The organism is Xanthomonas bromi, assembly GCF_900092025.1.
Taxonomy (GTDB): Bacteria; Pseudomonadota; Gammaproteobacteria; order Xanthomonadales; family Xanthomonadaceae; genus Xanthomonas; species Xanthomonas bromi.
In genome coordinates this window covers 132,532-156,755 of record NZ_FLTX01000011.1, presented here as the reverse complement: position 1 = coordinate 156,755, position 24,224 = coordinate 132,532, and the positions used below count along the sequence as shown (strand labels likewise).

Below are 24,224 nucleotides of genomic sequence, written 5' to 3'. Positions count from 1 at the left end.
TGGTTCAACGGAGGACCTGTCCCCTGTAGAGTTTGAACGGCGCTACGCGCAACGAGGGTCTTGAGTGTCTACGGAACCCTGGGCGTATCAAAGATTTTTCAGCGCTTCGAGCAACCGGGCATGATCTTCGGCCCCGTCAGCAGACAGTTCCATGCCACCGACCTTGATGGTGTAGGGGCTGGCTTCGTTGCCTTGCAATGCGGCCAAAGCCTGGCTCAGCAAATCGTCCTTCACGCTGCTTGCTCCCTGCCGCATCCGATCGAATGCTTCGGAGAGTGCCACAGCCGTTCGAGCTACGGCCAGACGTGCAGCATCACCAAGGGCCAAGCGAACGGGACGGACGAGGTAGCGTGAGCCGATGAGGGCTTGGAGGTCGGTCGGGACGAAGAAGCGCACGTAGAGCCCAGCAGGGCGACGCAGAAAATAAGGCTTCGGCACGGGGTTTGATACCTCGTTTGATACCTAACGCAGGCTCAAACTGAACATCAAACCCCGGGCCGAACCTTCGCAGAATCAAGCACTTAGTGCTCTTTTCCGCGATCAGATGGTGGAGGTGGGCGGAATCGAACCGCCGTCCGGAAGCACTCCATCCCCAGCACTACATGCTTAGCCCGCCGTTAGATCTCATTCCCAGGCAGCACGGTTGGCAAAGCGCACCTGGAAACCAGCCTGCTTTATCTAACCGGTAGCTGACAGGCAGCCACTACCGATGGTTCCGTGATAATGACCCTACACCTACGAGCACGGGCACAAGTAGGTTCGGGGGTTCGCCTTAGGCGGCTGTAGAACTACAACTAAAGCCAATTAAGCGGCGATAGCGAAGTCCGAACCGTAGTTGTCATCGTTGGCAACTAAAAGTTTGCTGCTGGATTAACGAGGAAAGCTGCCCCCTCGGCATGCGCCAAGCGACTTCGCGACCCCCGTCGAAACCAGTGCACCCCCGGGGAAAGCAATAAAACGCTGACCGGCCTAGTGTAGGGATCGGAGCGCCCTGTCACAAGTGATGACATGCGCAGCGCTTACAGTGGCTTCAGTCCCGTACCGAACGGAACATTCTGTAAACGAAGGAGCGAGGCGATGGCGACAGGCAAGCCCCCACGTTCGAAACCCGCGCGCGCGCGGCGCGCGCAGCAGGCCGAGGTCCAGGAGCCCACGTTGACCCGCGTGCAGGGTAGAGCGCGCACGGTGATCTACATCCACGGTATCGGCAACAAACCGCCCGCCGACGTGCTGCGTTGTCAGTGGGACAAGGCCTTGTTCGGGCGGCCGATGGGCGAGCGCACGCGCCTGGCGTACTGGGTCAATCGCGAGCGGTATCCGGTGGCCGAGCCGGGCAATTGCGACGGGCGCGATGTGGGGCCGGCGCTCAACCAGAGCGTGCAGCGTGCGTTGACCACGCTTGGCCTGGTGCCGGGCGGACAGGATCTGCACGTGCTCGCCGATGCATTGGCACAGAGCGATCAGGAGCGGGCCGACCTGCATCGCTTGCTCGACGAACTGGAGGCTGCGAGCGCACCCGGCAGCGTGCTGCAGGCAAAGGGGCCGATCGATGCGATCAACCGCGTGCTGCTGCGGCTGATTTCCGCGGCGCTGCTGCAGGACGTGCACGATCTGTTTTTCGTGCCCGAACGCGCGGCGTCGATGCGCGACAGCCTGACGCAGCGGCTGCGTGCAGGGGGCGGGCCGTTCGTGGTGGTCGCCCATAGCCAGGGCTCGATGATCGCCTACGACGTGCTGCGCCAGCTTGAGGCGGCCGACTGCGAGGTCACACTGTTCCTGACCCTGGGGTCGCCGCTCGGGCTGCCGCAGGTGCGCAGCATGTTCAAGCGCCGGACCGGCACGCGCAAACTGCCGTTCCCCGCGTGTGTGCAGCGCTGGATCAATGTGGCCGAAACGCGCGACCCGATCGCGTTGGACCCGGATCTCACCGACGACATCGCCAACGCGAAAGGGCGTTTCGAAAATTTGGCCGCGGCGCGCTTGAACCTGGACTGGCAGCACAACCCGCATTCGGCCTCGGGCTATCTGTCGATTCCGCAGGTGCGCGCAGCGGTGCGCCAAGCCGTGGGGGTCGGCTTCGATCAGCCGGTGTCCAATGCGGTGCTGATCAAGGATCTCAGCGAGCAGCTCGAAGCGCATGGCCCGGAGCACCGACACGACGTGCTGATCGAGCTGGATCGCCGCGTATTGGGCAACGACCCCGCCGGTGTGCGCGCATTGCTGTTGCAGCACGTGCGGGAGGCCGCTGCGCGTACCACCGGCTTGAGCGGCGATGCGCTGGATGAGGCGATCGAACTGGAAGACAGCCTGCAGCGCTTCGTGTCCGCGCGGTTGACCCGGTTCGAGATCGAATCGCTGCAGGATCGCTATCGCGCGTTGGGCTTTCGACGGGTGTGGCGCGACGCCGGCAAACGCGCGTTGATCCATGTGTCCGGCAATGTGCTGCATGCCGATGCGGCGCGCACGGCCTATCGCGCGCGCGGTCAACAGATCGGTTGGGCGGTGCTCGATAGCGGCATCGCGGCCAGTCACCCGCATTTTTTCGTCGAGGGCGAGCGCGACAACGTGATGGCACAGTGGGACTGCACGCGGCGCGGTGCGCCCAAACGGCTGACCCGCGCCGACGGCGCTGCGTTTACCCGACTCGATCGGCATGGGCATGGCACGCACATCGCCGGGATCATCGCCGGCCAGTGCCGTGCTTCGATCCTGGACGCAAGTGGCACTCCCGGCCACACGCTGGAGTTTGTCGGCATGGCGCCAGACACCCAGCTGTATGGATTCAAGGTGCTCGACGATGCCGGAAACGGCCGCGACTCGTGGATGATCAAGGCCGTGCAGCAGATCGCCGCAATCAACGAACGCGCCGGCGAGTTGGTGATTCATGGTGTGAATCTGAGCTTGGGCGGCTGCTTCGATCCGGAGAGCTACGGCTGCGGCTTTACGCCGATGTGCAACGAATTGCGCCGGCTATGGCGGCAAGGCGTATTGGTCGTGGTGGCGGCCGGCAACGAAGGCCTTGCGTGGTTGATGCGCAACGATGGCGATGCGTACGCGGCCAACATGGATCTGTCGATCAGCGACCCGGGCAATCTGGAAGACGCCATCGTGGTCGGCTCGGTACACAAGAGCAGCCCGCACAACTATGGCGTGTCGTATTTTTCCTCGCGCGGCCCCACTGCCGATGGTCGCAGCAAGCCGGATGTGGTCGCGCCAGGCGAAAAGATCCTGTCGGCCTACTACGATTTCGATCCGGACGATCCGGCCAGCCTGATGGTCGAAATGAGCGGCACCAGCATGGCCGCACCGCATGTCTCCGGCGTGCTGGCGGGCTTCTTATCGGCGCGCCGCGAGTTCATCGGCTTCCCGGACCGCGTCAAGCAATTGCTGCTGGAAACCAGTACCGACCTGCAGCGCGATCGCTATGTGCAGGGCAGGGGAGTGCCGAATTTGATGCGCATGCTTGGAGCGACGTGATTCGAAAGCCGGGAGTCGGGATTAGGAATTGGAGATTTGCAAGAGCCGCGGGCTAGCCTTGCGTTGCTGCGTGTGTTCGTCGCAAGCCAGCAGTCTGAAGACCTCCACACGACTGCTGTAACGAATCCCTAATTGCGAATCACCAATCCCGGCCCCTTACGCATCCCGATTATGCCGCCGCATCACGCGCTGCTTGTCGCGCTGCCAGTCGCGGTCCTTGGCGGCGTCGCGCTTGTCGTGATTCTGCTTGCCCTTGGCGAGTGCGATTTCCAGCTTGACCTTGTTGCTGCTCCAATACAGCGCGGTGGGCACCAGCGTGTAGCCCTCGCGCTCAACGCGGGTGAGCACCTTGTCGATCTCGGCCCGGTGCAGCAGCAGTTTGCGGTCGCGACGTTCCACCGGCACGGTGTGGGTGGAGGCCTGAATCAGTGGAGTGATTTGCGCGCCGATCAGGTAGATCTCGCCAGAGCGCACATAGGCGTACCCGTCGACGATGTTGGCGCGGCCGGCGCGGATCGCCTTGATCTCCCAGCCCTGCAGCGCCAGCCCGGCTTCGTAGCGTTCTTCCAGGTGGTACTCGTAGCGCGCACGCTTGTTCAACGCGATGGTTTTCGTGGCCTTCGCGCCGTTTGCTTTATCCTTGGTCGGTTTCTTGCTCATCCGTCCATTGTCGCCGATTCGGTGTCGTCAAACGATCTTCCGTCTTTCACAAGTTAGCGAATGCCTACCATCCGTCGCAGCGCCCTGGTCGAACACAGCGCCACCCGCATGTTCGATCTGGTCAATGATGTCGCCGCTTATCCGCGCCGCTTTGGCTGGTGCGACGCTGCCCATGTGCTCGAGCAGGACCAAGCGCATATCGTGGCGCGCCTGGATCTGGGGCTGGGGTCGTTCCGCACCTGGTTCACCACCGAAAACATCCTCGAGCGCCCCCAGCGCATCGTCATGCATCTGCGCGATGGCCCGTTCAAGCGCCTGGAGGGCCTGTGGGAGTTCCAGGCGCTGGGCGAGAACGCCTGCAAGGTGAGTCTGACCCTGGAAGTGGAGACCAGCTCGCGGCTGTTGGGCCCGGCGCTGGCGCTGGGGTTTCAGGGCTTGGCCGACCGCATGGTCAACGATTTCGTGCGTGTCGCCGACCGCGGCGACGTCTAGGCAGTACGGCGGCATGCGCATCGAGGTCGTGCTGGCTTGGCCGGATCGCTACAGCTCGGTGCAGCTGGAGTTGCCCAATGGCGCAACGGTGGCAGAAGCAATCGCCCGCTCGGGTTTAGCGCTGGAGCAAACGCCTGCGGCGCAGGCGGTGCATGGGCTGATCGCCCGCCCGGAGCAGGTGTTGCGCGACGGCGACCGGGTCGAATTGCTCAGGCCGCTGTTGCTCGATCCGAAGGAAGCGCGGCGTCGCCGTGCCGGACCAAGTAAAAAAGCTGGTCCCAACACCTAGCGGTTTGCCGGCCCTGCGACGCACGTGGGCGTTGCTGCAAAGCGAACTCTTCGTGAAAAGATCAGGCGGGTTCGTCGAGTTCGACCAAGCGCAGCGACGCGAGATAGGTGACAGAAGCGGCGATGGATCGGTCTTGAGATCAGCGCTGCAGAGCTTCATCGAAGCGCGCTTTGAGCACCAGGCAAAAACGAAAAACGAAAAAACGCATCCGTTCGATGGGATGCGTTCTTTGGTCATGCGGACACGCAGACTGCCGAGCAACTGCATCAACGGCCGCGCTGCTTCTTCTTGTCGCGTGCCAGGTTGCGGCCGAACTGCTTGGGCGCGGATTTTGCCAGTTGCTCGTCCTGCGACGGGAAATAGTCGCCTTCCCAGCGTACGACCTGTTCGTTTTCGAAGAACACGGTGAAATTCTTGACCTCGGTGCGGGCCAGACGGTCCACGCGCTGCGTGGAGGTGTAGTCCCAACGCTGCGCATGGAACGGGTCAGGAATCGACGGGGTGCCCAGCAACGCGCTGACCTGCTGCTTGCTCTGGCCTACCTGCAGTTGCTCCACGGCGTTCTGTTTGATCAGATTGCCCTGGTAGATCGGCTGCTTGTAGATGATGCCGCAGCCAGCGGTGGAAAGAGCAACGGCGGCGACCAGCAGGAGATTACGCATCGGGGATTAAGTGCTGAGGAAATCACGCCGATGATACACTTCCGCCGGTCGCCGCGACCCGTTTGATGGCAGCTGGCGCTAAATCGCCAATGAACGGAGAACGTATGGAAACCCACGACCTGCGCAAAGTCGGGCTCAAGGTGACCCATCCGCGCATGCGGATCCTGGAATTGCTCGAGCAAAAGAGCAATCACCACCACCTGAGCGCAGAAGACATTTACCGCCAGCTGCTCGACCATGGCGACGAGATCGGGCTGGCCACGGTGTATCGGGTGCTGACCCAGTTCGAGGCCGCCGGCCTGGTACTTAAGCACAATTTCGAAGGCGGGCAAGCTGTGTACGAGCTCGATCGCGGCGGTCATCACGACCATATGGTCGATGTGGATACCGGTCATGTGATCGAGTTCGAGAGCGAGGAAATCGAGGCGCTGCAGCGTCAGATCGCCGCCAAGCACGGCTACGAGCTGGAAGAGCATTCGCTGGTGCTCTACGTGCGCAAGAAGCGCCCGCGCTGAGCCAGCCGTATTGAAAGTATGAATGCACAAGGCGGCTTCGGCCGCCTTGTGCATTCTGGCGCGCGTTGGGGCAATCGCTGCGTTACCCGTTCATCATCCAAGCTTCGGGCACCTTCCCCGCGGGCGGGGTAAGGGAGCTTGTCAGCGGAGAAGGCATCCTCGCTGACGAGGCAGGGAGGCGCGTCGATGGCGCGCTGCCGGCCCTATCAGGCGCTCTGCAGCAGCTTGCGGGCTGCCGCGCGCGCTTCCTTGCTGACTTCCACGCCACCCAGCATGCGGGCCAGTTCTTCCTGGCGGGCCTGTGGGCCGAGCAGCTCGACCGCGCTCTGGGTCATGCCGTCCACCGGCGCCTTGCTGACCCGGTAGTGCGCGTGGCCCTTGGCAGCCACCTGCGGCAAGTGGGTGACGCACAGCACCTGCCGTTCTTCGCCCAAGGCCCGCAGCTTCTGCCCGACGATGTCCGCCACCGCGCCGCCGATGCCCGAATCCACTTCGTCGAACACCATGGTCGGTACGCTGTCCAGCCCAAGTGCGGCTACTTCGATCGCCAGCGAAATCCGCGACAGCTCACCGCCGGAGGCCACCTTGCGCAAGGCGCGTGGCGGCTGGCCGGCATTGGCGGCGACCAGGAATTCCACCCGCTCGGCGCCGTTGGGGTCCGGCCGCGCACTGTCGTGCGGCTGCAGCTGGATCAGGAACTGCCCGCCGCCCATGCCCAGCTCGCCGATCAGCGTGGTGGTGGCGGCCGACAACGCCGCGGCCGCGGTGGTGCGGCTGTCGCTGAGCACCCCGGCCGCGCTGCGCCAGGCGGCGGTGGCGGTGTCGATGTGCTTGTCGAGCTGCTGCAGACGCTCGTCGGCACCGCGCAGGCTCTCGACCTCGGCACTCAGGTGATCGCGATGCGCGGCCAGTTCGTCCGGGGTGACACGGTGCTTGCGCGCCAGGTCGTGCAGGCGGCCCAGGCGGCGTTCCATGGCCTCGAACTGGGCCGGGTCGGCCTCCAGATCGTCGCGCACGCGGTCGAGCAGGGCCAGCGCCTCTTCGATCTGGATGACGGCGCTGTCCAGCAGGGCGTCCACTTCGCCCAGCCGCGGTTCGTGCTCGGCCACGCGGGCCAGATCGTGGCGGCTGTCCTGCAACAAGCCCAGTGCCGAGGCACCGTCATCACCGTTGAGCTGCTGGGCCACGCTGTCGCAGGCGCCGATCAATGCGGTGGCATGCGCCTGGCGGCGATGATTGACGTCCAGCGCGGCGATCGCGGCCGGGTCCAGGTCCTCGCGTTCCAGTTCGGCCAGCTGATGCTCCAGAAAGCCGATCCGGTCGGAGACATCGCCCTGTGCCGACAGCGCATCGCGCTCGTCCAGCAGCGCCTGCCAGCGCTGGCTGGCCTGGCGCACCTGCTCGCGCTGGGCGCTGTTGCGGGCGTAGGCGTCGAGCAGGGCGAGCTGGCTGTTGCGGGCCATCAGCGCCTGGTGTTCGTGCTGGCCGTGGATTTCCACCAGTTTCGAGGCCAGTTCGGCCAACTGCGAGGAGGTGACCGGGCGGCCGTTGATCCAGGCGCGCGAGCCGCCGTCGGCACGGATGATCCGGCGCAGCTGGCATTGGGCCTCGTCATCGAACTCATTGTCGGCCAGCCAGCTCAGGCCCGGGTGCTCGGCCGGCAGCTGGAATTCGGCCGACAGTTCGGCGCGGTCGGCGCCATGGCGGACCACCCCGCTGTCGGCGCGCAGGCCGGACAGAAAGCCCAGCGCGTCCACCATCAGCGACTTGCCGGCGCCAGTTTCGCCCGAGACCACGGTCATGCCCGGCCCGAATTCCAGTTCGGTGGCGCGGACGACGGCGAAATCCTTGATCGAGAGGTGTCTGAGCATGGGGTCGAGTGTGAACGCTTTGGGGAAGCTTAGGGTGGGAAGGGAAGACGGGGAATCGGACGCTTGCCATCCCCGGGGCCAGACATTATCTATGCGCTGTCTCACCGGATGATCCCATGCGCGCGTCCCAGTCCCCAATGCTCGACCCCCGCGCCCGTCAGCTGCTGCGCACGCTGATCGCGCGCTACATCCGCGACGGCGAGCCGGTTGGCTCCAAGACGCTGGCCCAGCACGCGGGGCTGGATGTCAGTCCGGCCACCATCCGCAACATCCTGGCCGATCTGGAGGACGTGGGGCTGCTCAGCTCCCCGCACACCTCGGCCGGGCGGGTGCCCACGGCGCATGGCTACCGGGTGTTCGTGGACAGCCTGGTGCAGATGCAGCCACCTGGCGAGGAGGAAGTGCGCCGGCTGCGCGCGGAGCTGGCCAGCGGCAATGGCACCCAGTCGCTGCTGGGCAGCGCCTCGCAGATGCTGTCGGCGATGAGCCACTTCGTCGGGGTGGTCAGCGCGCCGCGCCGCGAGCAGTTTGCGTTCCGGCATATCGATTTCGTGGCGCTGGACGCACGCCGCGTGCTGGCGATCCTGGTGTTTGCCGACAACGAGGTGCAGAACCGGGTGATCGAGCCGCGTCGCGCCTACGAGCCGGCCGAGCTGGAACGGGTGGCCAATTATCTCAATGCGCAGTTCGCCGGGCGCGCGCTGTCGGATATCCGCGCCAGCCTGCTGCGCGAACTGCGCATGGCCAAGAACGAAATGGAGCAACTGCTGGCGCACAGCGTGGACCTGGCCAGCGAGGCGCTGGTGCCGGCCGATGCCGAGGACATGGTGATGGCCGGGCAGACCCGGCTGATGGGGGTGCAGGATCTGTCGGACCTGGACCGGCTGCGCGAGCTGTTCGAGGCCTTTGCCAGCAAGCGCGAGATCCTGCAATTGCTCGAACGCACCATCCAGGCGCCGGGCGTGCGCATCTTCATCGGCGAAGAGACCGGCATGGTGTCGCTGGAAGACGTCTCGCTGGTCACTGCGCCTTACGCCGCCAATGGCCAGGTGCTGGGCGTGCTGGGGGTGATCGGGCCCAAACGCATGGCCTACGACCGCCTGATTCCGCTGGTGCAGACCGCCGCCGACGTCCTCGGTGCGGCGATGGAGTCGCCCGGCACGCGATAAACGGCATCGATCGGCGCGATGCGTTTGCTTGAAACGCGCGCGAGCGCCCATATACGGGGTGACGTTGGGGCGGGCGTTCCGCTTGCCCGGGAACTGCACATGAACCAAGACCACCCCGAATTCGACTCCGAAGACCTGTCCCAGAACCCCCCCGAGACCGATCCGCTCAAGGCCGAGATCGAATCGCTGCGCAGCGAGATCGCCCTGGTCAAGGCCGACGCCCTGCGCGAGCGTGCCGATCTGGAAAACCAGCGCAAGCGCATCGCCCGCGATGTGGAAAACGCGCGCAAGTTCGCCAACGAAAAGTTGCTCGGTGAACTGCTGCCGGTATTCGACAGCCTGGATGCGGGGCTGACGGCAGCCGGCAGCGAGCCTAGCCCGCTGCGCGATGGTCTGGATATGACCTATAAGCAATTGCTCAAGGTTGCCGCCGACAACGGCCTGACCCTGCTCGATCCGGTCGGCCAGCCGTTCAACCCCGACCAGCACCAGGCCATCAGCCAGGGCGAGGCCGAGGGGATCGCGCCCGGCCACGTGGTGCAGGTATTCCAGAAGGGCTATCTGCTCAACGATCGCCTGCTGCGCCCGGCCCTGGTGGTCGTGGCCAAGCACGACTGAACTGCAGCGCCGGCTGAACTGCCAGGCGCAGGCATGAAACACAGATGTGCGCCGGTGGCTTGAACACCTGCGCACCACCCCCACATCTCAGCCAGACCCGGCGTCGCCGGACACAGCTACAGACTCATTAGGAGCATATCCATGGGCAAGATCATTGGTATTGACCTCGGCACCACAAACTCGTGCGTGTCGATCATGGACGGCGGCAAGGCCCGCGTCATCGAAAATTCCGAGGGCGATCGCACCACGCCTTCGATCGTCGCCTACACCAAGGACGGCGAAGTATTGGTCGGTGCCTCGGCCAAGCGCCAGGCGGTGACCAACCCGAAGAATACCTTCTACGCGGTGAAGCGCCTGATCGGCCGCAAGTTCACCGACGGCGAAGTGCAGAAGGACATCTCGCACGTGCCGTACGGCATCCTGGCGCACGACAACGGCGACGCCTGGGTGCAGACCAGCGATGCCAAGCGGATGGCGCCGCAGGAAATCTCCGCGCGCGTGCTGGAAAAAATGAAGAAGACCGCCGAAGACTTCCTCGGCGAGAAGGTCACCGAGGCGGTGATCACGGTGCCGGCGTACTTCAATGACAGCCAGCGTCAGGCCACCAAGGACGCCGGCCGCATCGCCGGTCTGGACGTCAAGCGCATCATCAACGAGCCGACCGCCGCAGCCCTGGCCTATGGCCTGGACAAGAACGGCGGCGACCGCAAGATCGCTGTGTACGACCTGGGCGGCGGTACCTTCGACGTGTCGATCATCGAAATTGCCGAAGTCGACGGCGAGAAGCAGTTCGAAGTGCTGGCCACCAACGGCGACACCTTCCTGGGCGGCGAAGACTTCGACAACCGCGTCATCGAGTACCTGGTCGACGAATTCAACAAGGATCAGGGCATCGATCTGCGCAAGGATCCGTTGGCGCTGCAGCGCCTGAAGGACGCCGCAGAGCGCGCCAAGATCGAGCTGTCGTCCAGCCAGCAGACCGAAGTGAACCTGCCGTACGTCACCGCCGATGCGTCGGGCCCGAAGCACCTCAACATCAAGTTGACCCGTGCCAAGCTCGAAGCGCTGGTGGAAGACCTGGTCAAGAAGTCGATCGAGCCGTGCCGCACCGCGTTGAACGACGCTGGCCTGCGCGCCAGCGACGTCAACGAAGTGATCCTGGTCGGCGGTCAGACCCGCATGCCGAAGGTGCAGCAGGCGGTGGCCGACTTCTTCGGCAAGGAACCGCGCAAGGACGTCAACCCGGACGAAGCGGTTGCCGTGGGCGCTGCGATCCAGGGCGGCGTGCTGGCCGGCGACGTCAAGGACGTGCTGCTGCTGGACGTGACTCCGCTGTCGCTGGGCATCGAGACCATGGGCGGCGTGTTCACCAAGATCATCGAAAAGAACACCACCATCCCGACCAAGGCCTCGCAGACCTTCTCCACCGCCGAGGACAACCAGTCGGCCGTGACCGTGCACGTGCTGCAGGGTGAGCGCGAGCAGGCCCGCTTCAACAAGTCGCTGGCCAAGTTCGACCTGTCCGGCATCGAGCCGGCGCCGCGCGGCATGCCGCAGGTGGAAGTGTCCTTCGACATCGACGCCAACGGCATCCTGCACGTGTCGGCCAAGGACAAGAAGACCAACAAGGAACAGAAGGTCGAGATCAAGGCCGGGTCGGGCCTGTCGGACGAAGAGATCCAGCGCATGGTCGCCGACGCGGAAGCCAACCGCGAGGAAGACAAGAAGTTCCAGGAACTGGTGCAGACCCGCAACCAGGCCGATGGCCTGATCCACGCCACCCGCACCGCGATCACCGAGCATGGCAGCAAGGTCGGTGGCGATGTGATCGGCAAGGTGGAAGCGGCGCTGGCCGACCTGGAAACCGCCATGAAGGGCGACGACAAGGCGCAGATCGAAGCGCGCAGCAAGACCCTGGAAGAAGCCGGTCAGTCGCTGTATGCAGCGGCCGCCGCGGCAGAGCAGGGCGGCAACGCCGATGCGGCCAGCGGCAATGCACAGGCCTCCAAGGCCGCCGATGACGTGGTGGACGCCGAGTTCACCGAGGTCAAGGACGACAAGAAGTAAGTCGTGATTCGGGAGTCGGGAGTGGGGATTCGCACGCCGCCGTGCGGGTGAGTTCCCACCCCGATATCCTCTACGCGTCGCGTCGCCAGGGCGGACCAGCACACGCTGTCCGCCTTCGCGTTTCAACGAATTCAAATCACGAATCCCGAATCCCGGCTTATGAGCAAACGCGATTACTACGAAGTGCTGGGCGTTGCCCGCGGCGCCAGCGACGAGGAGCTGAAGAAGGCTTATCGACGTTGTGCCATGAAGCACCACCCCGACCGCAATCCTGGCGATGCTGCTGCCGAAGCGGCGTTCAAGGAGTGCAAGGAAGCCTACGAAGTGCTCTCCGACGGCAATAAGCGGCGTGCCTACGACGCGCATGGCCATGCGGCGTTCGAGCACGGCATGGGCGGTGGCGGCGGGCCGGGCGGCCCGGATATGGGCGATATCTTTGGGGATATCTTCGGTAATATTTTCGGCGGTGGCGCCGCCGGTCCGCGCGCTGCGCGACGTGGCGCCGACGTCGGTTACGTTCTGGAACTGGATCTGGAAGAGGCCGTCGCCGGCATCGAGCGACGTATCGAGATCCCGACCCTGATCGAATGCATGCCCTGCCATGGCAGCGGCTCGGAAGACGGCAAGGTGCAAGTGTGTGGGACCTGTCATGGGCGCGGCCAGGTGCGCATCCAGCGCGGCATCTTCGCCATGCAGCAGAGCTGCCCGCATTGCGATGGGCGCGGCACGCTGATCCAGAATCCGTGCAAGGTCTGCCACGGCGCCGGTCGCGTGGAAGAAAACAAGGTGCTGTCGATCAAGGTACCTGCAGGTGTGGATACCGGCGATCGGATTCGTCTGGCAGGCGAGGGCGAGGCCGGTCCGGCCGGCACGCCGCCGGGCGATCTGTACGTGGAAGTGCGCGTGCGCGAGCACGCGATCTTTCAGCGCGACGGCGACGATCTGCATTGCGAAGTGCCGATCCGCATTTCGCAGGCAGCACTCGGCGACACCGTGCGTGTTGCCACCCTGGGCGGCGAAGCGGAAATCCGCATCCCGGCCGAGACGCAGACCGGCAAGCTGTTCCGCCTGCGCGGCAAGGGCGTGCGTTCGGTGCGTAGCCGCAGCGAGGGCGATCTGTATTGCCGCGTGGTAGTGGAGACGCCGGTCAATCTGACTGCCGATCAGCGCGAGCTGCTTAACCAGTTCGAAGCGACGTTCACCGGTGAGGATGCCCGCAAGCATTCGCCCAAGTCGGCCACGTTCATCGATGGTGTCAAGGGGTTTTGGGACCGGATGACGTCCTGACGCAGGCGGTGTGAGGTCACAATGGCCCGGCGTGCGGCTTGCTGTGCGTCGGGTTTTTTTGTGCTGGTTGGAAGCTGCCCGCGGCCCGGGCAGCGCATGCAGCCGGGATGGGTTGACGCTGCGGAAAGAACCGGTATGCGCGTATGGCGCTTGCCGGCTCGGCGCATCCACTACGTCGTCTGGTCGGGCGCATGGTCGCCGCAGCGTGGGCTACGCCAACCGCTGATCATGCAACTGGCGCCATCCACCTGCATCATCGTTCGAGCGCGTTGAGCGTTCTTGCGTTGCTCAACGTCGGTCTTACGACGAACGCTGCGCGGGCTGGCGTAGCCAGCTGGCCTCGATGTGGTGAGATCGAGTGCGCTGTTTCCAACGCGCCACCTGCCGATCGCACCGTGCATCCACGGCACTCTTGCCACCTTGCGCGGATAATCCTTGCCATCTCCTTCCAGCCCGGCCGCCCTCATGAGCGATGCAACCGACAGCCACCTCGTCCACGGTCGCCGCCAGCGTCCGGATGGTCCTTCGCCGATCGATGTGATCTCGGTGCAATCGCAGTTGGTCTATGGCCATGCGGGCAACAGCGCTGCGGTGCCGCCGCTGCGCGCGCTGGGCTTGCGTGTGGCGGAAGTGCCCACCACGCTGCTGAGCAATGCGCCGTTCTACGCGACCCTGCGCGGGCGCATCCTGCCCGCCGAGTGGTTGGCCGATCTGTTGCTGGGCGCCACCGAGCGCGGGCTGCCGCAGCGTGCGCGCATGCTGGTGTCCGGCTATTTCGGCAGCCTGGCCAATGGCGAAGCCTTCGCCGATTGGCTGGAGCAGACCTTGCCGCAAGCGCCGCAGCTGCGCTATTGCCTGGATCCGGTGATTGGCGACACGCACACCGGCCCGTATGTGGAACCGGGGCTGGAGCGCGTGTTTGCCGAGCGTTTGCTGCCGCATGCCTGGCTGGTCACGCCCAATGCATTCGAGCTGGGGCGGCTGACCGGCTTGCCGAGTCTGCAGCAGGACGATGCCATCGTTGCCGCGCGCGCGTTGCTGGCGCGTGGGCCGCGGTGGGTACTTGCACACAGCGTGGCCGGGGCCGCGGGTGAGCTGGTGACCCTGGCGGTCAGCGATGCGGCGGTCTATCGCTGGGCCAGCCCGCATCTTCCGGTGGATGTTGCCGGTACCGGGGATGTCTTGATGGCATTACTGATCGGCCTGCTGTTGCGCGATGTGCCGTTCGAGCAGGCGGTGGGCCACGCGCTCAGTGGCGTGCACAGCGCGCTGGAAGCGACGCTGGCGGCAGGCTTCGAAGAGTTCGACGTGCTGGCCGCGGCGCCGGCCGCACTCGCCGCGACGCCGCGATTTGCCGTCGAGCGATTGGCATGATCGCCCAGCCGGTGGTCGGCATCGTCGGCATCGCCGGTGCGTACGGGCGCTGGCTGGCGCAGTTCCTGCGCACGCGCATGCAGCTGGAGGTGATCGGCTTCGATCCGGCCGACCGCAGCAGCATGGACGAAGCCACGCTGGCGCAGCGTGCGGATGTGCTGATGTTTGCCGCGCCGATTCGCCATACCGCCGCATTGATCGAGCGATACGTGGAACTTGCCGGCGCACGCGCGTCTTCGCAGCTATGGCTGGATGTCACCTCGATCAAACAGGCGCCGGTTGCTGCGATGCTGACCTCGCACGCGGAGGTGGTCGGCCTGCACCCGATGACCGCACCGCCCAAATCGCCGACATTGAAAGGGCGCGTCATGGTGGTCTGCCAGGCGCGGTTGCAGCACTGGTCGGAATGGGTGCAGACCTTATGCGGCGCGCTGCAAGCCGAATGCGTGTACGCCACTCCCGAGCACCACGACCGCGTCATGGCGCTGGTGCAGGCGATGGTGCATGCCACCCACCTGGCGCAGGCCGGGACCTTGCGCGACTACGCACCGCTGCTGGGCGAGTTACGCGCGCTGATGCCGTATCGCTCGGCCTCGTTCGAGCTGGATACCGCGGTGATCGCGCGCATTCTCTCGCTCAACCCGTCGATCTACGAAGACATCCAGTTCGGTAACCCGTATGTCGGCGAGATGCTTGATCGGCTGTTGCTGCAATTGAAGCAGTTGCGCGCATTGGTCGCGCAAGGCGACGATGCGGCGCGCACGCAATTTCGCAGTCAATTTCTGCACGACAACGCGAAAGCGCTGCGGCACGACACGCTTGCGGCAGGCAATTACACCTATGAGCGCGTGGGCTACCTGCTGGCCGATCTCACCGAGCCGCTGACCCTGAGCGTGTATCTGCCCGAAGACCAGCCCGGCTCGCTGCGTGCCTTGCTGCATGTGTTCGAGCGGCATGGGGTGAATCTGTCGTCGATTCATTCCTCGCGCACCCCAATGGGCGAGCTGCATTTCCGTATCGGCTTTGAGGCTGGAAGCGATCGCGCTGCATTGGCGCAAGCGGCGAGCGAGATTGACCGCAGTGGGACGGGGCGTGTACTGGAGCGATCCGACTGCTAATCGCGATACGAGACCACTCTTCGCTTCATCCACAGAGGGTGTGGATGAAACTTGCACAAGCATGTGGATAACTCTGCGCAGCCCATGCAGCACAGGGGCTGTGCAATAGATGGTCAAAAATTGATCAATGGTGTCTTCGAGCAGCTAACGAAACTGCAGCGCAGTCGCCAGGTGGGCGTGCCCGGAGCCCGGACTCGAGCGTGTACGACGCGGACACGCAGATCCCTATATGCCGTCGACGTCCACCTGACAACTGCTCGCTACGTGTTAAGCGCCGCGCTTAGAGGCTGGAAAGGCGCAGTTCGCCGCCGTCGGTGACGAAGCGCTGTCCTTGTCGTTGCAGATGTCGCCCATCGGGAAGCTCGTAACGCGGCGCTGGTTGCGCGTTCGCGCGCGGCAGCTGCTCGTCGCGAAATTCGATGATGACGTAAGACTCGCCATCTGCACCAATTGCGGGAAATTGCCGGAAAGACATACGCACCTCCGAACGTTCCTAAGGTTGCAGTGCAGATCGCGCTGGATCCACATGCCCGGCGCCGAGCCGGTAGGACGAGCATGCGCACGCAGGTGTTACCCAGGCGTCGTTATGCGGTGAGGTCCGAAAGCCTGCAAGTTGAGCTCGTCAGCGTGGGAGCCGCGGCCATTGGCTGCCTGGCAAGCTGCAATGCCAACGCGCAGTAGCGACACAGCAAACTGCAGCGGTCGTCGCATCTCGACCAGGGTTTCAGCGTTTTGAAGCGCAGTCGCTTCGCACAACTGGCGGCCGACTGCTTCGCTGAGATGCGCTGAAACCGCCCGATGCATCACCGCGCCTGCGCGACGCATGGCAAAACGCTTAGCGACTCAGCTGCAACGCATCCCGGTCGGCTGTGGCTGCGGCCAGTTCTGCGCGCGCGGAGGCAATGCGTGCCTGCGCATCGATCAGGCGCACGCGCGCGTCGTTGGCGGTTTCCTCGCGCTGGTTGACCAGGAAGAAGTCGCCCGAGCCGAGCTCGAAGCGTCGCCGCTCGGCTGCGGCCAGCCGATCCGCCAGGCCGCGTTCCTCATCGGCGATCTTGGCCAGCCGTTCGGCGGCATTGAGCGAGATGACGATCGATTCGACCTCGATCGAAATCTGGTCGCGCAGAAAACGGCTGCGCTGGTCCAGCGCTTCGATCTCGGCGCGCGCTTCGGCCACGCGGCCCTTGGCGGCGCGGTTTTCCAGCGGCACGCTGAAACGGAAGCCGATGATGGCATCGGTCAGCGAACGATTCGGGCCGCCGACGCCGGGCGGGCCCAGATCCTTGCTGACTTCCACACTGACATCCAGACGGGGTTTCAGATCGTTCTGCGCCAGCATCAGCCGCGCGGTGGCCTGGTCGATGCGGGTGAGCACGGCGCGGTAATCCGGGCGCTCCACCGGCGCGGTGATCTTGCTGGCGCCGGCCAATCCTTCCAGCGCCGACGTATCGGCCGGCAGGCGCTCGGCGGAGACGATCAGCGGCATCCCCGCGTCGTCGCGTAGATACAGCGACAAGGCGTTGGCCGCGGTGGCGAAGTCCTGTTCCGAGCGGACGACCAACGCGCGCCGGCGTACCAAATTCTGGTCGTTTTCGGTGAGCAAAATGGTCGGCCGCGCACCCAGCGTGACCTGCCGCGAAATCGCATTGCGGCGTTGCTCGGCCAGTTGCAGCAGGTCGTTGTAGGCACGCAACTTCAGCCCGGCGGCGACCCAGCTCTGGTAGGCGTCCACCGCGCGCCGCTGCACGCCGATGGCCACCATTTCCGCCTCGTACTTGGCCACATCGATATCGGTACTGGCAACGCTGCGCTTGGTGCGGCGCTCGTCGATCACACGGTCGCGCAGCAGCGCGTACAGCGCGCCGACCTTCACTTCGCCGCCGCGGTCGGTATAGGACTTGTCCTCGTAGACCGGAAACGCGCCGCGCGAGGAGCGGTAGCCGCCGTAGTAATAGCCGCCGTTGTCTTCGAACGGCCGCTTGACGCCGGTTTCGACCGTGCTGCCGTCGTAATAGCCGGCCTCGCGCGAGCGGCCTTCGATGTCGAACACAGTGTCGAAGGACCCGTCGGCCGAGAGGCCCTTGCCCTCGGCCTGGCGCACCTTCGCCAGCGATTCGACGATCTGTGGCGCAGAGCGGGCCGACGACTGCAGCACTTCGTCCAGCGTCAGCGCACCGGCCTGGGCGAATGCCGCACCGGGGCAGAGTGCGATCAGCAGGACTACAAGACGGCCGATCATTTCTTACCCGTCGCTTCGTCTTCGGCCTTGGGCGCGGCCGGTTTGGCCTTGCCCTCTTCCTGCGTGGTCGCAGCCGGGCGCCGGCCGAATTCCAGCGGGAAGTTGTTGAGCTGGCGCCACAGTTCGTAGCCGACCTTGACGGTTTCGCCCTGCACCCAGCCGCGCACCTTGCCACCCTGGCGGGCGAATTCCTGCGCTGGCCACGCCGGCTTGCCCGGCATCGGCTCCACCAGGATGCGGAACAGGCCATCGGGCGCAGCGTTTGGGTCGATGGCGCGCACCCTGCCGTCGAACATGCCGTGCGCCACCGACGGCCAGCCGCTGAACTGGATCGCCGGCCAGCCTTCGAACTCCAGCCGCACCGGGCGACCGGGACGGATCAGCGGCACGTCGCGGCCGTCGATGTACAGCTCGACCGCGCGTTCCACCCGTTCCGGCGCGATCACCGCCAACACCGTGCCTGGCGAGACCATGGCACTGCCGCTGGCGGCATTGAGCTGCTGCACGCGACCGTCGCGCGGGGCGCGCACCAACTGTGCAGACTGGCGATTCAACTGGATGTCGATGCGGGTCAGCTTGGCGCGCGATTCGGCCAGCTTGGCGTCGGCTTCGGCCACCTTGATCTGGGTCAGCTCGTAGTCGCGGCGGCCGGCGAGGCCTTCGGCCAGCAATTGCCGGCTGCGTTCCACATCGATGCTGGCCACCGCGCGCGATTGCTGGATGGCGGCAATTTCCGCCTGCGCCTGTGCGCGTTCGCTGGCCAGGCGGGTCAGCAGGTCCGGGTCCAGGTCGCCGACACGCGCGATCGGATCGCCTTTGGACACATGTTGGCCATCGTGCACGTACCAACGCTCGACGCGGCCCGGCACGAAGGCGGTGACTTGTTGCTGACGGTCGCTGGGGTCCAACGACACCACCTGGCCTTTGCCACTGGCGGTCTGCACCCACGGCGCCAGCGCCAGGGTCGCGGCAGCGATACCAATGCCGATCAACAGCATCCAGGCGATTGCCTTGGCGATGCTGGGCGGGCGCATCGCCGCCAGGGTGGGGAAGTGTGCGTCACGGTCAGAGGCGTAGTGCATCGCTGGCCTCCTGCGTGGACGCGATCAATTCGGCGCGCGTGGCATAGCGTTGCTGACGCTCCGCTTCCAGCCGGAACCAGCCATCCAGGGTGATGTCCTCCGGCCGCCCGGTGCACAGCAGCACGGTGGTTCCTGCATCCTTCAAGCGTCGCAATACCTGGGTCAGGCGCTCGACTGGAATCAGGTCATACAGTTGCGACAGCATCAATACACGCGGGCGCACCAGCAACGCATTGGCCAATTTGAGCGCCATCACCTCGCCGATCCATAGCGGGAAACCGGATGCGGCAAGCCGGGTATCCAGGCCTTGCGGCAAGGCGGCGATGCGCGCGCGCAACCCCACCGCATCGATGGCTTGCAGCATCACTTCGGACGTCACATCGGCCGAGGCCATCGCCAGGTATTCGCGAATGGTGACTTCCACGATGCTCGGCCGGTCGAGCACGGAGACCTCCGAACGCAGCAAGTACATATCGAAGGTGGCCATGTCCGCGCCGCCCACCACGACCAGCCCGCGGTCGGGAACGACATGGCGCTTGAGCACCAGGGCCAGCAGGCGTTGGGCGCCGCCATCGGCCAGCGTGACCAACTGCTCGCCGGCCTCCAGTGCGAAATCGAAACGCGCGCCCTCGATCACCACGCCATCCAGGCGCACGGCGCTGCTGCGCGGTGCCTCGCCGGCGGTAGCCACCGGGCGCTCCTGCGGGATGGCGTACAGCAGCGACAATTCCTCCGCGCTGGCCACCAGGTCGTAGAACATGTCCAGGTAGGAGCCCAATTGCGCGATGCCGTAGAACACAGCGCTCAGGATCAGCTCGGCTGCCACCAGTTGGCCGATCGACAGTTCGCCGCGCAGGATCAGGCTGCCGCCCAGCGCCAGCAACGCCGCACTGGCCACCGCATAGGTGAGCAGGAACGCCAGCGTCTGGGTGAAGGTGTAGCGGAAATGGCGCCGATGCCGGTCGACATACTCGGCGGTGACTCTTTCCGAGCGATCCATCGCGAAGTTGAGATGGCGGCTGGATTTATAGAAACCGTTGGAGCCGCCGACGCTTTCCAGCCAGTGCGCGGCGTTGTGCTTGGCCTGGCTCAGTTCGACCGCCGAACGGATCGAGCCGCGCGACCAGATCATCCAGATCGAGAAGATGGTCAGCAGCAGCAGCGCGTTGAAACCCAGGAAAAACGGGTGATAGAAGCTGGTGACGATCAGGCCGACCGCCGACTGCAACACGATGGTGAACGCACCAACCGCCAGGCTGGGCACCGCTTTCTGCACGACCACCAGATCGAAGTAGCGGTTGAACACGTCGCCACGGTTCTGGTCGGCGAAGAACGGGTTCTGCGCATGTACTGCGCGTACGGTGATCTCGGCCACCACGCGTGCGAACAGGCGGCGTTCGAACAGCGCCATCACCCACACCCGCATCGCGCTCAGTGCCGCCACCAGCAGCAGCAAGCCGAGCAACAAGCCGGACAAGGTCCACAGCGGCGTCGGCAGCGCGGTGTTGGCAACGCTGTTGATCAGCAATTGCACCGAAATCGGCGTGGCGAGCGACAGCAGACTGATCGCAACGCCGTACACCAGGGTCAGGCGCACATACGGCATGTCCGGGCCGACGATTTCCGTCAGCCAGCTTGCCGCTTCCCGCCATCCAATCCGCTTGCCCGCCATGCGTTATCCGTTGATGAGTTCAGTGAAACATTGACGAGTTGCCAGCCTTCAAACAAGGCCAGAGCGCTTATTTACCGCATAGGATTTTCCTATGCAGCCACCGAACGTAGCAAATTGGCGATCAAACCGAAGGCCGGTGCGCGGCCCGCGCCCTGCCGCCAGAGCAGACCGATCTCCCGATAGTAGCGTCCGCCTTTGACTGGACGAACCACCACGTCGTCGCCTTCGCGGATTTCCTGACGGACGTACAGGTCCGGGAGCAAGGCAAGACCCATCCCCATCCCGGCCATTTGCCGGATCGCATCCAGACTGGTGCCTTCGTAATCGCGCAATACATTGGCGCCGACATCCATCGCGATTGCGGCGATCTGCTCTGCCAATCGGTATTCCGGCATCAAGGTCAGCAGGTTGGCGCCGCGCAGATCCGCCGGCGTGATGCAGGACTTGCTGCGTAGTGGATGGTCGGCGGCCATGGTCACATGCAGCGGTTCGCGGAACAGCCGCTCGCTATGCAGGCCGCGGCCGGCCACCGGCAGTTGCGCAAGGACCAGATCGTGTACGCCGCTGCCCAGATCGGCGGCAAGCGCGGTCGGCAGCCCCTCGCGCACATGCACGCGCAGGGCCGGATGCTCGCGATGCAGACGTGCCACCAGGCTCGGCATCAGATAGGCGCCAAGCGTGGGCGACACGCCGAGCCGGATGGTGCCGATCAAGGTATCGGCGGCGGTGGCGCGGACCTCTTCCAGATCGGTGACATCGAGCAGGATGCTGCGTGTGCGGTCGAGCAGATCGCGACCCAACGGGGTCAGGATCGCCTGCGCGCCGCGCTCGAACAGTGGCGCGCCGATGATGGCCTCCAAGGCGCGGATCTGCTGCGACAACGATGGTTGCGAGACGCCCATCTGCTCGGCCGCGCGGGTAAAACTGCCGGTGTCGGCCAGCGCGACGAAGTAGCTCAGCTGGCGAAGGGTGGTCTTAGGGCGGGGCATGGGCACATCGTGACGTCGGATAGCGTGGGAGCGCAGGGCCGGCGTAGCCGGTGAGACAGGACGGGCCAAGCGCGCCAACACTATCGAGCGAGCCGCCGCCCGATGCCGGTGAGCGCGGTCGTGTTGCTTGCCGCGTCAAATGCTATCGCTGGCAACACGGTGCCCGAGGAGCTTCATTGGTCGATGAACTGCAGCCGCGCCAACTCCGCATACAGGCCGCCTTCGGCGATCAACTGCGCGTGGGTACCCTGCGCGACGATGCGGCCGGCATCCATCACCACGATGCGGTCGGCCTTGAGCACGGTGGCCAGGCGGTGCGCGATGACCAGTGTGGTGCGGCCTTCCATCAGCCGGTCCAGCGCCTGCTGTACGGCGCGTTCGCTTTGCGCATCGAGCGCGCTGGTGGCTTCGTCCAGGAGCAGGATCGGCGCGTCCTTGAGCAGCGCACGCGCAATCGCCACGCGTTGCTGCTGGCCACCGGACAGACGGGTGCCGCGCTCGCCCAGTTCGCTGGCGTAGCCCTGGGGCAGGGCGCGGATGAAGACATCGGCTTCGGCGGCTCCGGCTGCCGCTTCCACCTCGGCATCGCTGGCTTGCAGGCGCCCGTAGCGGATGTTGTCGGCGGCGCTCGCGGCAAAGAGCGTGGGTTGCTGCGGCACTAGGGCGATGCGTTCGCGCAACAGGACCGGGTCGGTGTCGCGCAGGTCGATATCGTCGATGCGCACCTTGCCGCTGACCGGGTCGTGGAAGCGCAGCAGCATCGCCAGCACCGTGCTCTTGCCCGCCCCGGACGGACCGACAAGTGCCACGGTTTCGCCAGGGCTGACATGCAGATCGAAGCCATCCAGCGCCGGCGCGTTCGGACGCTGCGGGTAATGGAACACCACCTGATCGAAGTGGATCGCGCCGCGCAGCGGCTGCGGTAACGCCTGCGGTGTGGCCGGCGCCACGATGGCCGGTTGTTCGTCGAGCAATTCACCCACCCGGCCCATGCCGCCAGCGGCACGCTGCAACTCGTTCCAGACCTCGGCCAGCGCGCCGACCGAACCGCCGCCGATCATCGCGTACAACACGAATTGGCCCAGCGTGCCGGGCGTCATGCGGCCAGACACCACATCGTGCGCGCCCAGCCACAACACCGCGACGATCGCGCCGAAGATCAGCATGATCGCTACCGCAGTCACGATGGCCTGGGTGCGGATGCGCGCCTTTGCGGTCTCGATGGCGGTCAGCAGTGCGCGACTGAAACGTTGGCTTTCGTAACGCTCGCGCGCATGCGCCTGCACGGTGCGCACCGCACCCAGGGTTTCGGCCGCCAGCGTATTGGCGTCGGCCACGCGGTCCTGGCTGGCACGCGAAATCTTCTGCAGGCGGCGTGCGCCCAGCACGATCGGCAGCACCGCCAGCGGGATGCCGATCAAAGTGAAGCCTGCCAGACGCGGGCTGGTGACGAACAACATGACCACGCTGCCGATCACCGTGGCCACGCTACGCAAGGCCACCGACATGGTGCTGCCGATCAGCCCACGCAGCAATTCGCTGTCGGCCGACAAGCGTGACACCAGTTCGCCGCTGCGGCTGCGGTCATGAAACCCGGCGTCCAGACCGATCAGGTGCGCGTACAGCCGGCCACGCAGGTCGGCGACCACTTTTTCGCCCAGCAGAGCGACGAAATAGAAGCGGGCGGCGGTCGCCAACGCCAGAACCACTGCCACGGCGAACAGCAGCGAGAACGCCTGGCTGATCTGTGAATCGCCGGAGAATCCTTGATCGATCATGCGCTTGACCGCTGCCGGCAGGCTCAGTGTGGCGGTCGCGGAGATCGCCAGCGCGATCAGCCAGGCGGCGAACAGGCCGCGCTGGCGTTGCACGAATGGCCACAAGGTGCGCAGGCTACCCAGCTTCCGCAACGGGTTGGGGCGTGCAGCGGCTGGCTGGGTCATGCGGCTTCCGGGGTTGAGAGATGGACACGATTGCGAGTGGCGTCGCACAGGCGGGTTTTCAAGCCGGCGAGCTGATCTGCAGGCAGTTGCACGCGCAACGCAGCACCGTTGGCGTCGAAATGTTCGTCCAGTTTGTCGGCATGGAAGGCCGCCAGCGCTGCGTGCACCAGGCCCAGGTCGTCGAACCGGCATTGCACCTGCACCAGCGACAACGCGATCAACGGCTGCCGCGTCGCCAGCCGCAGGCACTCGGCCGCCGTGCCGCCATAGGCACGCACCAGCCCGCCAGCACCGAGTTTGATGCCGCCGTACCAGCGCGTGACCACGACCACCACCCGGTCGACGCCCTGGCCGTCGATGGCCGCAAGGATGGGCCGGCCGGCGGTACCGCTCGGCTCGCCGTCGTCGCTGGAACGGTAGTCCTGCCCGAACCGATAGGCCCAGCAGTTGTGCGTCGCATCCGGCACTGCCACGCGTTGCACCACCTCCAGCGCATGCGCGGGAGCGTCCAGTGCGGCAGCGTGGGCCAGAAAGCGACTGTGCTTGATGTCCAGGCTGTAGTGCGCATCAGCGGCGAGGGTATCGAGCATCGCCGCCATTCTATGCGAGGCGGTCGTGCGGATTGCGACGGCCCTCGTGACTGCCGTTGCAAGCGGGCAGATGGATGCGGTGGTGGTGTGACCGCGCTGTGGTCTTTCTA

Annotated in this window: 20 protein-coding genes, 1 other RNA gene and 1 pseudogene; 10 read left to right on the top strand and 12 right to left on the bottom strand. The window is 65.1% G+C overall.

Features of this window, described 5'->3' with window-relative positions:
• Positions 1-90: 90 nt before the first annotated feature.
• Both XBLMG947_RS22460 and ssrA read right to left on the bottom strand, forming a co-directional pair.
• Positions 91-438, bottom strand: a pseudogene (locus XBLMG947_RS22460) (integrase); the annotation flags it as partial.
• Positions 439-545: 107 nt separating this feature from the next.
• Positions 546-942, bottom strand: a transfer-messenger RNA (tmRNA) gene (gene ssrA, locus XBLMG947_RS04840).
• A gap of 135 nt (positions 943-1,077) precedes the next feature.
• On the opposite strand from ssrA, the gene XBLMG947_RS04835 reads away from it, so the two are divergent.
• Positions 1,078-3,477: a S8 family peptidase gene (locus XBLMG947_RS04835; protein ID WP_065466640.1), complete on the top strand. Its 2,400-nt coding sequence runs from the start codon at positions 1,078-1,080 to the stop codon at positions 3,475-3,477.
• Between the two features lie 156 nt (positions 3,478-3,633).
• Here the strand turns inward: XBLMG947_RS04835 and smpB are convergent, their stop codons facing one another.
• Positions 3,634-4,137 carry an SsrA-binding protein SmpB gene (gene smpB / locus XBLMG947_RS04830; RefSeq protein ID WP_065466639.1) on the bottom strand — a complete coding sequence of 168 codons (504 nt, stop codon included), beginning with the start codon at positions 4,135-4,137 and terminating at the stop codon, positions 3,634-3,636.
• A 60-nt stretch (positions 4,138-4,197) separates the two neighbouring features.
• Between smpB and XBLMG947_RS04825 the strand changes: the two genes are divergently transcribed.
• Both XBLMG947_RS04825 and XBLMG947_RS04820 read left to right on the top strand, forming a co-directional pair.
• The gene (locus tag XBLMG947_RS04825; RefSeq protein ID WP_065466638.1) at positions 4,198-4,629 is read left to right on the top strand and encodes a type II toxin-antitoxin system RatA family toxin; all 432 of its coding nucleotides are present in this window, start codon (positions 4,198-4,200) and stop codon (positions 4,627-4,629) included.
• Positions 4,630-4,642: 13 nt separating this feature from the next.
• Positions 4,643-4,918: an RnfH family protein gene (locus XBLMG947_RS04820; RefSeq protein ID WP_065466637.1), complete on the top strand. Its 276-nt coding sequence runs from the start codon at positions 4,643-4,645 to the stop codon at positions 4,916-4,918.
• Between the two features lie 266 nt (positions 4,919-5,184).
• Here XBLMG947_RS04820 and XBLMG947_RS04815 read toward each other — a convergent pair whose 3' ends face one another.
• Entirely contained in the window at positions 5,185-5,580 is a 396-nt protein-coding gene (locus tag XBLMG947_RS04815) for an outer membrane protein assembly factor BamE (RefSeq protein WP_065466636.1), read from the bottom strand.
• A 104-nt stretch (positions 5,581-5,684) separates the two neighbouring features.
• Here XBLMG947_RS04815 and fur point away from each other — a divergent pair, with 104 nt between their 5' ends.
• A complete protein-coding gene (fur, locus tag XBLMG947_RS04810) occupies positions 5,685-6,095 on the top strand; it encodes a ferric iron uptake transcriptional regulator (protein ID WP_002804358.1) in 411 nt (136 codons plus the stop codon).
• A gap of 206 nt (positions 6,096-6,301) precedes the next feature.
• Here the strand turns inward: fur and recN are convergent, their stop codons facing one another.
• Positions 6,302-7,966: a DNA repair protein RecN gene (gene recN, locus XBLMG947_RS04805; protein WP_065466635.1), complete on the bottom strand. Its 1,665-nt coding sequence runs from the start codon at positions 7,964-7,966 to the stop codon at positions 6,302-6,304.
• Between the two features lie 137 nt (positions 7,967-8,103).
• Between recN and hrcA the strand changes: the two genes are divergently transcribed.
• The 6 genes from hrcA to XBLMG947_RS04775 all read left to right on the top strand — a co-directional run bounded on the left by hrcA (position 8,104) and on the right by XBLMG947_RS04775 (position 15,599).
• Complete coding sequence (gene hrcA, locus XBLMG947_RS04800) at positions 8,104-9,135, top strand: heat-inducible transcriptional repressor HrcA (RefSeq protein ID WP_065466634.1); 1,032 nt, start codon at positions 8,104-8,106, stop codon at positions 9,133-9,135.
• Positions 9,136-9,234: 99 nt separating this feature from the next.
• The gene (gene grpE, locus XBLMG947_RS04795; protein WP_065466633.1) at positions 9,235-9,753 is read left to right on the top strand and encodes a nucleotide exchange factor GrpE; all 519 of its coding nucleotides are present in this window, start codon (positions 9,235-9,237) and stop codon (positions 9,751-9,753) included.
• A 141-nt stretch (positions 9,754-9,894) separates the two neighbouring features.
• Positions 9,895-11,820, top strand: coding sequence for a molecular chaperone DnaK (gene dnaK / locus XBLMG947_RS04790; protein ID WP_065466632.1), 1,926 nt, complete (start codon positions 9,895-9,897; stop codon positions 11,818-11,820).
• A gap of 159 nt (positions 11,821-11,979) precedes the next feature.
• Entirely contained in the window at positions 11,980-13,107 is a 1,128-nt protein-coding gene (gene dnaJ, locus XBLMG947_RS04785; RefSeq protein WP_065466631.1) for a molecular chaperone DnaJ, read from the top strand.
• Positions 13,108-13,572: 465 nt separating this feature from the next.
• Complete coding sequence (pdxY, locus tag XBLMG947_RS04780) at positions 13,573-14,481, top strand: pyridoxal kinase (RefSeq protein ID WP_065466630.1); 909 nt, start codon at positions 13,573-13,575, stop codon at positions 14,479-14,481.
• A complete protein-coding gene (locus XBLMG947_RS04775) occupies positions 14,478-15,599 on the top strand; it encodes a prephenate dehydrogenase (protein WP_065466629.1) in 1,122 nt (373 codons plus the stop codon). Before pdxY ends, XBLMG947_RS04775 begins: the two co-directional genes overlap by 4 nt.
• Positions 15,600-15,879: 280 nt before the next feature.
• On the opposite strand, the gene XBLMG947_RS04770 is transcribed toward XBLMG947_RS04775, so the two are convergent.
• The 7 genes from XBLMG947_RS04770 to XBLMG947_RS04740 form a co-directional block, all read right to left on the bottom strand.
• A complete protein-coding gene (locus XBLMG947_RS04770) occupies positions 15,880-16,074 on the bottom strand; it encodes a hypothetical protein (RefSeq protein ID WP_065466628.1) in 195 nt (64 codons plus the stop codon).
• Between the two features lie 360 nt (positions 16,075-16,434).
• Complete coding sequence (locus tag XBLMG947_RS04765) at positions 16,435-17,838, bottom strand: TolC family protein (protein WP_065466627.1); 1,404 nt, start codon at positions 17,836-17,838, stop codon at positions 16,435-16,437.
• Entirely contained in the window at positions 17,835-18,920 is a 1,086-nt protein-coding gene (locus XBLMG947_RS04760) for an HlyD family secretion protein (protein WP_065466626.1), read from the bottom strand. The genes XBLMG947_RS04765 and XBLMG947_RS04760 overlap by 4 nt, the downstream gene beginning before the upstream one ends.
• The gene (locus XBLMG947_RS04755) at positions 18,904-20,592 is read right to left on the bottom strand and encodes an ATP-binding cassette domain-containing protein (protein ID WP_065466625.1); all 1,689 of its coding nucleotides are present in this window, start codon (positions 20,590-20,592) and stop codon (positions 18,904-18,906) included. The genes XBLMG947_RS04760 and XBLMG947_RS04755 overlap by 17 nt, the downstream gene beginning before the upstream one ends.
• 89 nt (positions 20,593-20,681) lie before the next feature.
• Entirely contained in the window at positions 20,682-21,581 is a 900-nt protein-coding gene (locus XBLMG947_RS04750; protein ID WP_065466624.1) for a hydrogen peroxide-inducible genes activator, read from the bottom strand.
• A 173-nt stretch (positions 21,582-21,754) separates the two neighbouring features.
• The gene (locus XBLMG947_RS04745) at positions 21,755-23,524 is read right to left on the bottom strand and encodes an ABC transporter transmembrane domain-containing protein (RefSeq protein WP_065466623.1); all 1,770 of its coding nucleotides are present in this window, start codon (positions 23,522-23,524) and stop codon (positions 21,755-21,757) included.
• Positions 23,521-24,123, bottom strand: coding sequence for an IMPACT family protein (locus XBLMG947_RS04740; protein ID WP_065466622.1), 603 nt, complete (start codon positions 24,121-24,123; stop codon positions 23,521-23,523). Before XBLMG947_RS04740 ends, XBLMG947_RS04745 begins: the two co-directional genes overlap by 4 nt.
• Positions 24,124-24,224 lie beyond the last annotated feature (101 nt).

Excerpts from the sequence above, each read along its gene's own strand:
- fur (WP_002804358.1), top strand. The coding sequence starts at position 5,685 with ATGGAAACCCACGACCTGCGCAAAGTCGGGCTCAAGGTGACCCATCCG.
- hrcA (WP_065466634.1), top strand. The coding sequence starts at position 8,104 with ATGCTCGACCCCCGCGCCCGTCAGCTGCTGCGCACGCTGATCGCGCGC.
- XBLMG947_RS04740 (WP_065466622.1), bottom strand. The coding sequence starts at position 24,123 with ATGGCGGCGATGCTCGATACCCTCGCCGCTGATGCGCACTACAGCCTG.
- recN (WP_065466635.1), bottom strand. The coding sequence starts at position 7,966 with ATGCTCAGACACCTCTCGATCAAGGATTTCGCCGTCGTCCGCGCCACC.
- XBLMG947_RS04755 (WP_065466625.1), bottom strand. The coding sequence starts at position 20,592 with ATGGCGGGCAAGCGGATTGGATGGCGGGAAGCGGCAAGCTGGCTGACG.
- XBLMG947_RS04770 (WP_065466628.1), bottom strand. The coding sequence starts at position 16,074 with ATGTCTTTCCGGCAATTTCCCGCAATTGGTGCAGATGGCGAGTCTTAC.
- XBLMG947_RS04750 (WP_065466624.1), bottom strand. The coding sequence starts at position 21,581 with ATGCCCCGCCCTAAGACCACCCTTCGCCAGCTGAGCTACTTCGTCGCG.
- XBLMG947_RS04820 (WP_065466637.1), top strand. The coding sequence starts at position 4,643 with ATGCGCATCGAGGTCGTGCTGGCTTGGCCGGATCGCTACAGCTCGGTG.
- pdxY (WP_065466630.1), top strand. The coding sequence starts at position 13,573 with ATGAGCGATGCAACCGACAGCCACCTCGTCCACGGTCGCCGCCAGCGT.
- XBLMG947_RS04745 (WP_065466623.1), bottom strand. The coding sequence starts at position 23,524 with ATGACCCAGCCAGCCGCTGCACGCCCCAACCCGTTGCGGAAGCTGGGT.
- XBLMG947_RS04825 (WP_065466638.1), top strand. The coding sequence starts at position 4,198 with ATGCCTACCATCCGTCGCAGCGCCCTGGTCGAACACAGCGCCACCCGC.
- XBLMG947_RS04835 (WP_065466640.1), top strand. The coding sequence starts at position 1,078 with ATGGCGACAGGCAAGCCCCCACGTTCGAAACCCGCGCGCGCGCGGCGC.
- grpE (WP_065466633.1), top strand. The coding sequence starts at position 9,235 with ATGAACCAAGACCACCCCGAATTCGACTCCGAAGACCTGTCCCAGAAC.
- dnaK (WP_065466632.1), top strand. The coding sequence starts at position 9,895 with ATGGGCAAGATCATTGGTATTGACCTCGGCACCACAAACTCGTGCGTG.
- dnaJ (WP_065466631.1), top strand. The coding sequence starts at position 11,980 with ATGAGCAAACGCGATTACTACGAAGTGCTGGGCGTTGCCCGCGGCGCC.
- XBLMG947_RS04815 (WP_065466636.1), bottom strand. The coding sequence starts at position 5,580 with ATGCGTAATCTCCTGCTGGTCGCCGCCGTTGCTCTTTCCACCGCTGGC.
- XBLMG947_RS04760 (WP_065466626.1), bottom strand. The coding sequence starts at position 18,920 with ATGCACTACGCCTCTGACCGTGACGCACACTTCCCCACCCTGGCGGCG.
- smpB (WP_065466639.1), bottom strand. The coding sequence starts at position 4,137 with ATGAGCAAGAAACCGACCAAGGATAAAGCAAACGGCGCGAAGGCCACG.
- XBLMG947_RS04765 (WP_065466627.1), bottom strand. The coding sequence starts at position 17,838 with ATGATCGGCCGTCTTGTAGTCCTGCTGATCGCACTCTGCCCCGGTGCG.
- XBLMG947_RS04775 (WP_065466629.1), top strand. The coding sequence starts at position 14,478 with ATGATCGCCCAGCCGGTGGTCGGCATCGTCGGCATCGCCGGTGCGTAC.